The sequence below is a fragment of the Paenibacillus sp. A3M_27_13 genome (genome assembly GCF_024213315.1).
GTDB lineage: Bacteria > Bacillota > Bacilli > Paenibacillales > Paenibacillaceae > Paenibacillus > Paenibacillus polymyxa_B.
Genome location: NZ_JANAVE010000003.1, coordinates 428,781 through 441,437, shown reverse-complemented (window position 1 = coordinate 441,437; position 12,657 = coordinate 428,781). Strand labels below are relative to the sequence as shown.

Here is a 12,657-nt window from a genome sequence, read left to right as displayed (position 1 = left end):
CCTCTTTTGAGAGTCGTATCGGCTATTATCATTTTGAATCTTCATTATGATTGCATTTCCCCACCACGAGTGATGTACGATTGGCAAGCGAAGCCAGCGTATGGGACCCCCATACTTCCAGCATACATCGTTCGCTCTCGGCTAAAATTTCGGATACGGCTATCGCCAACTCCTCACAAAAAGGATTGGTTTCCGGTTCATGCATCATACCCGGGAAAATCGGATCACATATTTCAATGGCGTGGTATATATCAGCAAGTGTAATATGGTCGGCCGAACGGGTAAGCACATAGCCTCCCTCACGACCTTCGCGTGCTGCAATCAAATCTGCCTGTACAAGTCGCGTCAGCACCCTGCGCACCAAAGTGACTTCGCAGTCAATGGAACGGGCAATAGAACCGCTGGCACAGAGTTCTCCGTGCTTTTCCAAATAGACAAGCGCCTTTACCGCCACCCCAAGCCATTTGGGCGTTGCGGTGCGTAGTCGTTTTTCACTATTCAAATGAGATGACACCCCTAAGCTGTAGAAACTTCGTTGAATGCATTGTACGTGATGTCAGAAGTAAGTTCAAGCCTGAAAGCCGGAATCCTCTGTAGCATTAGCGCCCAAAGTAAAATGAGCTAGCCGCACTTCCCCGCTCAACAACAGGTATACATCACGTGTGCCAGAGACTGAATGTACCGCTTCCGAAAGCGTAACCCATGCTTGCGCCCCTTCTGTATTGCCCACGTTCACACGTGCCACAGCTTCGCTGTCCGGTGCATCCAAACGCAACTCAATTGTGGCATCGCTACTGTTGCATGACACGCGACACTGAAGCTCGACCACACTCACCGTATCCATGTCTACGCCATGAAAGGCAATCCAACCGGAACGTTGAGGTGTGCGCGGACGTACACAGGCCTCCCTTTGCTCCTTGCTTTCATCCAGTACGATGTCGGAGCAATTATCAAAGTTTTCAGCGCGGATACTTCGTCCAGCTTGGCGTGGTGGAATAACTTCGCCACGAACGTACACAGGGTGCTCCAACCGGATATCCGCTGAGGAAGCGCCTGCCAGCAGTGTATATTCACCCGATTCAACGCAATAGCAATCCCGTGTAACATCCCAAATCGCCCAATCCTTCATCCGAATCGTAAAGGAAACCGTTCGCGTCTCACCTGCCTCTAAGCGAATACGTTGAAAACCGCACAATGTCTTCAATGGTCGCTTTACTCGTGAGGCACCAGGCCGTACATAGAGTTGTACAACCTCTTCACCAGCAGCTACGCCCCTATTCGTCACCTCTACCCACACCTGGAGCGTATCCACAGCATCCAGTGCAGCAATAGATTTTACGCTATCCTTTGGGACATCCGTACGCAGGTCATTATATTCAAAAGGCGAATACGTCAATCCATGGCCAAACGGATACAAGGATTCACCTTCAAAATATTGATAGGTACGACCGCCGCGAATAATATCGTAATCTTTGATGTCGCCCAATTGATCCTCGCTCTGAACCCAGGTCATGTTCAAACGCCCCGCTGGCGCGTAGTCTCCAAATAACACATCCGCTATTGCTGTACCCTGCTCTTGTCCCGCATGAGACGTGTATACGATCGCTGGAATATGCTCCTGAACCCAAGGGATGGCAAATGGATAGCTGCCCGTCAGAACCACAATCGTATTCGGATTGACGCGATACACTTCCTCGATAAGCCGTTGCTGGGAAGCTGCCAGTTCCAAGCCTGGACGGTCATTCTCTTCCTTTCCATTGATGAGCGGGTGATTTCCAACAAATACAATTGCTGTATCTGCCGCTTGCGCAGCGGCTATCGCTTCCGCTAAACCATCTGACACCGTCTCTACCTGGAATGTTTGGCTCTGTCCTAAAAATGTCGAGGATGTCGAGGCGTTACTCTCTACAGCGTTAAGTGCAGATTTTTCAGCCTCCACTACCTTTAATGAGCCCTCCGTTCCGGCAATCACTGGTTTGCCATTCCATGTTGTCCACAGATGCTCTCCTTGTCCAACAGGAGTCAGCCCAAAGACCTCTTTGACATACCAGCCATACGCTTCATCAGCTGTAACACGGAGCGTTTCCTCATCACTCGTCACGTAAGTACCCAGATGCTCATCATGTAACGTCACACTGCCATAGCCCCAATCCGTCATGGTCAATACTGTGGGCTCTCCATCCTGGGACAGGCGCATCTCACCGGAAGAATCGACTGTGAGCTTCGCTCCGTCATTCACCGCCGTCAAGATCACGCGTTTCTTACCGTCACGGTACACGACGCGTTCCTTTGCGTCCTCGCCTTCCAGCTTGGCACGAATCGCCTCCAGCGGTGTAACCCGGTAGGGCAGCGTACCGGAATACCAGTCGCGGTACACCTCATTGCCATGCGTACCAATGACCGCTACTTTGCCACACCGGGCAGGGTTCAATGGCAAGAGTTCATGCTCATTTTTAAGCAGTACGATCTGCTCCCTCGCCGCACGCAGCGACAATTCACGGGCTTGCTCTGTCAGGAGAGCTTCCTCTCCGATTGAGGCATAAGGATTGTCTGCCGCCGGATCAAATTCCCCCAAACGAAAACGGACACGGAACGTATGGAACAATGCCCGATCCAGGTCTTCTTCTTGTAGCGTTCCTTGCGCCAAGGCTTCACGAATTGCCTGTTTGGAGAGCTCTGCATCATCTGTAATGCTGTCAATTCCCGCCCGAATAGATTCGGCCACGCCAGGCGTATGGGAATCGTAATACTGATGATCGTTGACAATCCCCATGACATCACCCGCATCACTTACAACAAAGCCGTCCATCCCCCATTCGTCCCTGACAATATCGTTAACCCCATGATATAACGTAGCAGGCGTTCCATTAATCAGGTTGTAAGAAGTCATCATCGACTGGGCGCCGCCTTCCGTAAAAGGCTTTTCAAAAGCTCTTAGGTAATATTCTCGCAGGTTTCGCGGGTCTATACTGGAGGAGCCACTTCCCCGATCCACTTCATTGTTGTTACCCAGAAAATGTTTTAAAGTGGCAACCGCTTTCAAATATACCGGATGATCCCCCTGTATCCCCTTGACTAACTCCTTTGACAACTCTCCCGTCAAATACGGATCTTCACCGTAAGCTTCCTCATTGCGTCCCCATCTCGGGTCACGCTCCATATCCACCGTAGGTGCCCACAGGGTCAGACCGTTTAATTTTGGATCACGACGATAGTAAACACGTGCCTCATCTGCGATAACAGAGCCGATGAGGCGCATTAATTCCGTATCCCAAGTACATGCCAATCCTACAGGCTGAGGAAATGAAGTCGCCTCACCTAACCACGCTATCCCGTGTGCCGCTTCCGTACCGTGCTTATAAGCTGCGACTCCCAACCGGTCAATGGCCGGCTGGTATTGCAACATGGATTCAACCTTTTCCTCCAAGGTTAGTCGCGAAACGAGATCCCGTACACGCTCATCCAGATGAATCTTCGGATCTTGAAATAAATATTCGATACCCGTTGTTTCATGACTCATATCCGTCATCTCCTTAGCTTAATTAAGATGATAAAAAGTACTTTTATGAAAGCGTTTTAATATATCATAGCTAAAAAGGGGTACCCCGGCAACAATACCGAAAACATCCTATACTGTTTGAAAGAGAGACCGCAGCATAAAGACAAAAAAAGTTGTATTTTACCTTCAATATACAAAGCTAAAAATAATATTTTTTGGTATAATCAGGATATATCACTGAAGGAGGAAGCGCTAATGAAAAATACCGGAATGACAAGGCCTCTGGATCAATTGGGGCGGATTGTACTCCCTAAGGAAATGCGCACTACAATGGATATCAATATCGGTGATTCACTTGAATTTTTCGTAGATGAAGAAGGGTTTGTACTAAGAAAATACACCGGTGTCTCCTGCAAATTTTGCGGCGCAGTGGATCATTTAACTTATTTTCGCGACAGCTTTATTTGCGCAGAGTGCATCCAGGTATTAAAGACCGATGAAAATGTGCATGCCACAAGCACCGATGCTATCCAGGCTCAAGAAGATTCTAAGCCGACCCGAACCAATACAACCTGGCAACCCAAGCAATCTAGAGTGCAGCAAGGTGAAATGGTAAAAAAGCTACGCAAGCTGATTCAGGAACACCCGAACCTGCCACAAAAAGTATATGCCGAAATGCTAGATATTTCCCAAGGCCGGGTGTCCCAGTTGAAAAAGCTACTCTAAACCTTCCCAAAACAATATCCCAAGATCATATACTATGTACTCGCAAGCCTATCATTTTCATCGCAACTACGATGGCCAGATATAGAGTAAGGTGCATATCCGCGGATATGTCCCTTACTCTGTATCTGGCTTTTTTATGCTGCCCGCTCCTACCAATGTGACAATAGTCACATACTCTCAATGTATACGTATATACAATATATAGATCGAAACAATTGGTTAACACAAGATATCATCAATATGTTGTTTTTGTGAAAAATATATATATTTTACTATATGGAGGGTTTTACGATGAAGGTGCTGGAGGAACATCAATTATACGACATCGGCGAGCGGGTCATTGGGGCACAAGATCTGGACATGCTGCGGGAGAATGCAAATTTGAATGGAGAATCGTTCAGCGGCAAAATGAGCAAGCTTGGGTCCGAGTATGCCAAATGGTATGCGCGCCTGCGGGTACTTCCGCCTGAACTGACGAACGCGATTGACCACGGATATGTATATGTTCACGATTTGGACCAATATGCGCTCGGAACTACGAATTGTATCTTTATCCCTTTTGGTCGTTTACTGCGAGACGGCTTCAATACAGGCAACGGCTCTGTGCGCACACCGCAAACGATTATGTCCGCTATGGCACTGGTCGCCATTATTTTCCAATCTCAGCAAAACAGCCAATTCGGAGGTGTCTCCGCCAACAAAATAGATTGGGACCTTGCCCCATACGTTGCCCGGTCCTTCCGCAAACATCTGCGCAAAGGACTTCGGTTGTTCGAGGAAGAGATAGAATCCCATCTGTCTGACGACGAACTACATATGGCCAATCCCCATTTGCAAGAAGTCTGCCCTCGTTCATACGCATTCGCACGCGAAGAAACGGAAACGGAAACCCGGCAGGCTGCTGAATCGCTCATTCATAACCTGAACACCATGAGCAGTCGGGCGGGTGGACAGATTCCATTCACTTCACTGAATTACGGAATGTGCACGTCTGCTGAGGGACGGCTTGTTACTCAATCGCTGCTGGAGGCCACTATTCGCGGCTTGGGCAGCGGGGAAACTCCTATTTTTCCGCAGCATATTTTCCAATGCAAAGAGGGAATCAACCAGGCAGAAGGCGACATCAATTATGATTTGTTCTTACGGGCGGTAGAATGCTCTAGCAGACGGATGTATCCCAATTTTGTGAATGTGGATGCCACCTTCAACTTGCCTTTTTACCGTGCTGATGACCCGGATACCATTATAGCGACAATGGGTTGCCGTACCCGCACCATTTCTGACCGTTTCGGCAGAAATCGGCAGAGTGGCAAGGGAAATCTCTCCTTCAATACCATTAATCTGGTGCGGCTTGGGATTGAGTATGGTATTTGCACAGGCAAACGCCTGACACCTGACCGTGATCGCTTTGATGCGAGACTGGAAGAAGTTATGCGCATTGCGGTGGATGGCCTAATCCATCGCTATCAAATCCAGACCAGCCAGCCGGCTAAAGCTTCGGACTTTATGATGCGCGAAGGGGTATGGGAAGGTGGAGAAGAACTGGCGCCAGATGATAAGGTGGGAAGCGTACTAAAGCACGGTACGCTTTCGATCGGGTTCATCGGGCTGGCTGAGTGCATGAAGGCACTATACGGGAAACACCACGGGGAGGATGATTTCGTATACCGCGAGGCACAGCGAATCATCACTTCCATGCGCGTGTATTGCGATCGAATGAGTGAATATCACAATTTAAATATTACATTGTTCGCTACGCCTGCCGAAGGTCTGTCGGGCAAGTTCACATTGCTGGATCAACGTGATTTCGGAATTATTCCTGAGGTAAATGATCGAGAATATTACACGAATTCTTTTCATATTCCCGTGTATTATACGCTCCCGGCTGCTCGTAAAATCAGCTTGGAAGCTCCGTTCCATAACCTCTGCAACGCTGGTGCGATTTCATACATCGAACTGGACGGCAATGCGCGGAATAACCCGGATGCGTTCCTTAAAATTGTTCAGTACGCGCTGCATCAGAACATTGGCTACTTCTCCATCAACCATCCGGTGGATCGTTGTACGGAATGTGGTTATGAAGGGATTATCGGGACAAGCTGCCCCCAATGTGGCACAGATGAGGAGCACACACACTTTCAGCGCTTACGTCGGGTAACCGGATATCTGACAGGAGATTATACCGTTCGCTTTAATGCTGCAAAACAGGCAGAAGTTCGAGACCGGGTGAAACATAAGTGAATTTGTGTGGCTACATTCCGGAATCTCTGAACGAAGGATACGGCCTGCGCACTGTCGTGTTTATTAGCGGTTGCCGTCATGCCTGTCCCGGATGCTTTAACCCAGCGTCGTGGAGCTTCCGTGCAGGTGAGCCATTTACACCCCAACGACAACAGGAAGTCATTCGTGACATCATGGATAATCCGTTGTTGGACGGACTGACTCTCTGCGGGGGAGATCCGTTTTTCTCAGCAGCAGAATGCTCGCAATTTGTGCGTGACTTCCGCGAGGCCTGTCCCGACCGAACCGTGTGGGCTTATACTGGCTTTGTCTATGAAGATTTACTCACAGATCAGGAGCGACAGGAGCTAGCGCTTTTGTGCGATGTGATTGTGGATGGTCGTTTTGTAGAACAGCAAAAGGACCTGACCCTTCCCTTCCGGGGCAGTCGCAACCAGCGTCTGGTAGATGTAAAAGCCAGTATTCAGGCAGGCTATACCGTTTCATTGGCTTAACGCGAAGTTTACCCGGCAAGATGCTATATATCTAAGACAAGTCCCCATCATGGGTAAGGCTTGTCTTTTTTTCATATAGCTAACTGTTTCCATTGGAGTTTCTATTGCGCATCCTGTAAGTTTCACTTATGATGGTGAACAAGTATACGAGTGCATAATTATTCGTCATACCTTAACCGCATAGCTTGGAGATAGGTGTCTGTTCTATTCAGATCAGGCTTAAAAGGGAAGCCGGTGCAAATCCGGCACGGTCCCGCCACTGTAAACGGGGAACTTTCAGCTGTTCATATATCCACTGGTCCACAGACCGGGAAGGAATGCTGAGAGTCATGATCCGTAAGTCAGGAGACCTGCCTATTTTAACAACATCGCAAGTACCTACGGAAGATAGGGAGGTGTTAAGAGCAGTCGCCGTATTTTTGATTTTTTAATCACGGAGGCATTCTTTCCCCTACTTATTTTTAACTCTGGGGGAAGAATGCCTTTTTTGGTACGTAAAAATAAAACAGCTACCCACTAGGAGGAAAAGTACATGTCCATTATTGAATGGCCTGAATTGTCCGGCTTGATTAGCAGTAATCTGGGATATCCGCGTATCGGCGAAAACCGGGAATGGAAGAAAGCACTGGAACGCTTCTGGAACGGCAGCATTAACGAAAGCGAACTGCAGACGGAGATGAAAAGATTACGGTTGGAGCATCTGAGCAAGCAGCGTGACAAGGGGATTGATCGCATTCCTGTCGGAGACTTCTCCTATTACGATCACATGCTGGATACATCTGTAATGTTCGGTCTGGTACCCGAACGGTTCAACCATCGTCCCGCAGGTCCGGTTCCTCTGTCCGTGTATTTTGGGATCGCTCGTGGACAGAAGGGAGCAACCGCCAGTGAAATGACCAAATGGATGAATACCAATTATCACTACATCGTTCCTGAATTGGCAAACGCAGTCCCGGTGTTCACTGAAAATAAACCCTTACAGGCTTATCGTGAAGCAAAACAAGAACTAGGCATTGATGGGAAACCGGTCCTCATCGGCCCCTATTCATTCGTTACCTTATCCAAAGGCTATGACCGTAAGGATTTGGCCGCCATCGTACGAAGCTTCCTGCCACTGTACACCCGTATCCTGTCTGAACTAGCGGCAGAAGGCGTTCAGTGGGTCCAAATCGATGAACCTGTCCTAACCACCTCATTCCCGGCAGAGGATTTGGACATTATTCAGGAAGTCTATGAAGCTTTGACTCAAGCTGCGCCCTCCTTGAATATAATGCTGCAAACCTACTTTGGCAGCCTGGACCATTATGAGCGTCTGTCCGCACTTCCGGTACAGGGATTGGGTCTTGATTTTGTGTATGATGATGGCGAAAATCTTCAACATATATTGCAGCATGGCTTCCCTAAAGAGAAAACGCTGGGCGCTGGGGTCATTGACGGGCGCAATATATGGCGCAGCGACCTGAACGCTGTGGCTGCTCTGTTGGGTCAGTTGGTGGAACAAACCACTGCCGCACAGCTTATCGTGCAGCCATCATGTAGTCTGCTGCATGTGCCAGTCAGCCTGGAGGCAGAGCACAAGCTGGATCGAGAACTGGTACAAGCGCTTGCCTTTGCCGATGAAAAGCTGGAGGAAATCGCCGTCCTGACGGCTGCACTTGGCAAACACGATCCTTCCGCACTCACCAAGCTTGAGCAAAGTGCGGATGCGGTAGCCCGTTTCAACAACTCAGCGGCACGCGTACAGACAGCCGCCGATCTGGCCGACCTGCTGGCAAAAGAGCCTCTGTCACGCAGCGTTCCTTTCGCCGAGCGTCGTGAGATTCAACAAAATAAGCTGAAGTTGCCTCCACTGCCTACGACGACCATTGGTAGCTTCCCGCAAACCGCCGAGATCCGCAAGGCCCGCCTGCACTATCGCAAAGGAGAATGGTCAGCCGAGCAATACCGGGCGTTCATCCAACAGCAAATTAAGGAATGGATTGATATTCAAGAGGACATTGGCATTGACGTGCTTGTTCATGGAGAATTTGAGCGGACCGATATGGTTGAATTTTTTGGCGAAAAGCTGAACGGCTTTGCTTTTACGCAAAACGGATGGGTGCAGTCCTACGGCTCCCGCTGTGTCAAACCGCCGATTATATACGGAGACGTTTCCTTTGATCAGCCCATGACCGTGGAAGAAACGGCATTCGCCCAATCGTTAACTTCCAAGCCTGTTAAGGGAATGCTTACAGGCCCTGTGACCATTTTGAACTGGTCTTTTGAACGTAACGATATTCCTCGTAGTCAAGTTGCTTTACAGTTGGCTCTGGCATTACGGGCAGAGGTAGAGGCACTGGAACAAGCGGGCATCGGCATGATTCAGGTCGATGAGCCTGCAATTCGTGAAGGGCTTCCACTGAAAAAAGAACAACAGCAAGCCTATCTGGACTGGGCGGTTCAAGCCTTCCTTGTGACCACGGCCACCGTTGAGCCTGCGACCCAAATCCATACGCACATGTGCTATTCCGAATTTCAGCATATGATTCAGTCCATCTCCGATATGGATGCCGACGTTATATCTATTGAAACTTCGCGAAGTCACGGAGAACTGATTGTCAGCTTTGAAGATCAGGTATACGACAAGGGCATCGGTCTGGGCGTGTACGATATCCACAGTCCGCGCATCCCCGATGTATCTGAAATGCTAAGCATGATCCAGCGTGCCCTGCGCGTATTGCCATCAGATTTGTTCTGGGTTAATCCGGACTGTGGTCTGAAAACCCGCACCAAGGAGGAATCTGTCGCCGCCTTGCGACTAATGGTACAAGCGGCTCATGCAGCCCGGGCTGCATTGGCTGTATCCAACTAATCTTTTAATCGTATCGAATCGCACCATCATTTCACCATATCCTATTCCCCTTTCCGGCCCTTTTTGGTAAAAGCCGGGAAGGGGGATTTATTCTAGGTCATATAATGTATAAACGCCTTGAATATGCTCCATTTTCATCTGCTTCATATGTACGCCTAAGCCATGTTCTCGATCCCAGGAGCAACTAAAATTCAAATACAGTTCATCCTTTGCCGATGAGTCGGAAATCAGTATAGACACAAGCTGTATTCGATCCAGAAATTGTTCCGGCCGCTCCACATAAGGCGCATATTCATCTGGGTCCTCTCCCCATATACTGTAAGCATTCCGGTACTTTTCCACTATGCCAGCATAATGATGGTGTATGGACTCCAACACTTGAGGATGAATAGCTGACGAATATTCCATATACTGCTCCCATGTGTTTTTTTGCAACTGTGTAGGTTCTTCTATAGTCTGTGCCTGTTCTTCGGAGTCAGCCCCCACGATAAATTCGACTTCTACTTCCGAGGGCTGCCCGCAAAAATTAAGATGTACTACACCACGCAGAACAATCTCCTCAGATACATCCCAAGACTCATCATCCTGTTCCAGTTCCATATACCAATTTTTCCAATCCACCCTTTACCCACCTCTTCATAAAAAGTAATATTTAACCCTATTGAATACTTTACAATCTATCATTTTAATGAATGAAATTAAAGTGCATCCTATTTGTGCTCCCAGCCATATTTCGAGTAATTTCCAAATAAAAATACTTTTTTCTACAACATTCGCTATTCAATAAAGCCTTCAAGAAAGAAAATCTGCCCATTTTGGCACAAATATTTTATTATTAAAAATTTAGTACCTTGCATTAATCAGTACATGATGTTAAATTATACCTGACTACTGTTCTATAATTAGTACCCGTGACAAATTATGCACAAACACACGTTTCTTCCCCTTATTCCGAACGACACCTATGAATTATTGATAACATCCAGGAAGGGAGCACCGCTCGTGAATGTGAACATCCAATTCAAAAAAGGGGTACTGGAACTGTGCGTTCTAGTTCTAATTGGACGCAGAGACCGTTATGGCTACGAGTTGGCTCAAGCCGTCTCCCGTCATATTGAAGTAGCTGAGGGAGCCCTATATCCATTGCTCCGCCGTCTGGTATCAGAAGGATACTGCACAACGTATTTACAGGAATCGACCGAGGGGCCTCCCCGCAAATATTATCGGCTGACTGATACTGGAAGCCATTATACAAGAATACTTACGCGGGAATGGAATGATTTTGTCCATCATGTCGCAAGCCTACTGGAGGAAGGGAATTCCGATGAATAGAAAACAGTTTCTTACAGAGGTAGAGCAGCGTCTTTCTCCTCTCCCTGCAGAGGTACGCAATGAGCTGCTTAGTGATTTGAGCCAGCATTTTGACTACGGGTTGGTTAATGGCAAAAGCGAAAGTGAGATTGCCAATGAGCTGGGTAACCCGGAGGATATTGCCCGAGAAGCGTTGGATGATCCCAATGCAGCCTGGAACGCTTCTCCTCCGCTTCGTCAGGGAAGCTTCGCACGCAATCTTTTTACTTTCTTAGGGCTGCTGTTTCTCAATTTGCTAATCTCCATCCCGATTATGGCTACCCTATGGGCAGTATGGGCTTCATTGACCGTGGTATCGGTCAGCTTCATTGCAGCCCCCCTTCTCGCCGTTACTGATTATGCACTAAACAGCACCTTTTACCCGGCCAAATTCTTTTTCTCTATCACGATGACGGGTATAGGTCTATTGCTGCTGCCTGGAGTACGTTATCTCTTACTCCTTATGGTCAAAGGCACAGTACGATACTGGAAATGGAATCAGACTACCCTGAGGGGAGCTTACTAACAACATGAATAAAAAGTGGTTTATTGCAGCAGGTCTGTGCATTGTGATCGGTGTAGCCGGAATGGTGGCTTACGGTGCCCCATGGAGTCAACAAGTCATGAAGGAAACAACTGCGATTAACAAAAAATGGACGTTCACACGTGGTCAGCTACAGAAGCTGAAAGTGGACAGTTCTGATGATGTCTCTATTTTGTTTACTCCCGGCTCTGGCGACCAAGGTACGATACGCATTAGTGGAGAAGTTCAGACAAAGGTAGCCGACCAAATTCATAATGCCCGAATTGAGAACGGTAAGCTTACGATTCAATCGGAGCCGGCCGCTTCCTTGTCATTTCTTTCGATCACCCCTGATGTGGATCAAACGATTACCGTAGAGATGCCCTCCGGCGAAACACTAACTGACCTACAGGTAGATGCACATTCAGGGAATGTAAAACTTCAAGATGCCTCCGTGCAGAATACTTCCATCACCGCTACTTCAGGCACTGCCGAGATTACAAACCTCCAAAGTACCCACCTGATCGCAAATTTAACATCCGGCAATTTTACAGCCAGTCAGCTTGCAGCAGATATGGAGTTGAAGCTTACTTCAGGCGATGTTACCATCCGCGATTATAGCGGTAATGGCCTTATTTCCCTAACCTCAGGGGAGACAAATATTACACAACGTGCCGTAGCCAACTTGGAAGTGAATGCTGATTCTGGTGACGTGAAGATTAAACAAGCTCCCGATTTTAAAGGTGTTTATAATGTCCACTCTGACTCTGGGAGTATAGATACTCCCGAATCTGTTCCCGGTAGTGTGAACGTGATAAAGGTAGAAACCACCTCAGGGGATATTAATATTTCCAAATAGGAGACCTCTAGATGAATACCTCATCAGAGGCGAAGTTTGGTTCAATGAGTTTAACCTTGTATAATGTAACCATGTGCTCACATGCACAACCACGTTATGGAGTGAAAAGGAGGA

The 12,657-nt window shown here is 48.0% G+C and carries 10 protein-coding genes and 1 riboswitch; of the genes, 7 read left to right on the top strand and 3 right to left on the bottom strand.

The genetic code is table 11. From position 1 onward, the window contains the following. Nucleotides 1-28 precede the first annotated feature (28 nt). Nucleotides 29-502 (bottom strand): Rrf2 family transcriptional regulator, encoded by a 474-nt coding sequence (locus NLX82_RS14950; protein WP_069080094.1) that lies wholly within the window; start codon nucleotides 500-502, stop codon nucleotides 29-31. Between the two features lie 66 nt (nucleotides 503-568). Next, entirely contained in the window at nucleotides 569-3,520 is a 2,952-nt protein-coding gene (locus NLX82_RS14945; protein WP_069080093.1) for a glycoside hydrolase family 3 protein, read from the bottom strand. Nucleotides 3,521-3,754: 234 nt separating this feature from the next. Here NLX82_RS14945 and NLX82_RS14940 point away from each other — a divergent pair, with 234 nt between their 5' ends. The 4 genes from NLX82_RS14940 to metE all read left to right on the top strand — a co-directional run bounded on the left by NLX82_RS14940 (nucleotide 3,755) and on the right by metE (nucleotide 9,811). Beyond that, entirely contained in the window at nucleotides 3,755-4,225 is a 471-nt protein-coding gene (locus tag NLX82_RS14940) for an AbrB/MazE/SpoVT family DNA-binding domain-containing protein (RefSeq protein ID WP_023990816.1), read from the top strand. Nucleotides 4,226-4,516: 291 nt separating this feature from the next. Next, complete coding sequence (locus NLX82_RS14935) at nucleotides 4,517-6,466, top strand: anaerobic ribonucleoside triphosphate reductase (RefSeq protein WP_028540758.1); 1,950 nt, start codon at nucleotides 4,517-4,519, stop codon at nucleotides 6,464-6,466. Then, a complete protein-coding gene (gene nrdG / locus NLX82_RS14930) occupies nucleotides 6,463-6,960 on the top strand; it encodes an anaerobic ribonucleoside-triphosphate reductase activating protein (protein WP_023990818.1) in 498 nt (165 codons plus the stop codon). Before NLX82_RS14935 ends, nrdG begins: the two co-directional genes overlap by 4 nt. A gap of 176 nt (nucleotides 6,961-7,136) precedes the next feature. Next, a riboswitch (cobalamin riboswitch) is annotated at nucleotides 7,137-7,332 on the top strand. Nucleotides 7,333-7,492: 160 nt separating this feature from the next. Then, nucleotides 7,493-9,811 carry a 5-methyltetrahydropteroyltriglutamate--homocysteine S-methyltransferase gene (gene metE, locus NLX82_RS14925; protein ID WP_069080092.1) on the top strand — a complete coding sequence of 773 codons (2,319 nt, stop codon included), beginning with the start codon at nucleotides 7,493-7,495 and terminating at the stop codon, nucleotides 9,809-9,811. 87 nt (nucleotides 9,812-9,898) lie between these two features. Here the strand turns inward: metE and NLX82_RS14920 are convergent, their stop codons facing one another. Next, entirely contained in the window at nucleotides 9,899-10,432 is a 534-nt protein-coding gene (locus tag NLX82_RS14920) for a DUF6985 domain-containing protein (protein ID WP_069080091.1), read from the bottom strand. Between the two features lie 381 nt (nucleotides 10,433-10,813). Between NLX82_RS14920 and NLX82_RS14915 the strand changes: the two genes are divergently transcribed. From NLX82_RS14915 to NLX82_RS14905, 3 genes are read left to right on the top strand one after another with little or no spacing between them, the layout of a single operon-like run. Continuing rightward, nucleotides 10,814-11,143, top strand: a complete 330-nt coding sequence (locus NLX82_RS14915; protein ID WP_023990821.1) for a PadR family transcriptional regulator — start codon at nucleotides 10,814-10,816, stop codon at nucleotides 11,141-11,143. After that, nucleotides 11,136-11,687 (top strand): DUF1700 domain-containing protein, encoded by a 552-nt coding sequence (locus tag NLX82_RS14910; RefSeq protein WP_069080090.1) that lies wholly within the window; start codon nucleotides 11,136-11,138, stop codon nucleotides 11,685-11,687. Before NLX82_RS14915 ends, NLX82_RS14910 begins: the two co-directional genes overlap by 8 nt. A 4-nt stretch (nucleotides 11,688-11,691) precedes the next feature. Continuing rightward, complete coding sequence (locus tag NLX82_RS14905) at nucleotides 11,692-12,543, top strand: DUF4097 family beta strand repeat-containing protein (protein WP_069080089.1); 852 nt, start codon at nucleotides 11,692-11,694, stop codon at nucleotides 12,541-12,543. Nucleotides 12,544-12,657 lie beyond the last annotated feature (114 nt).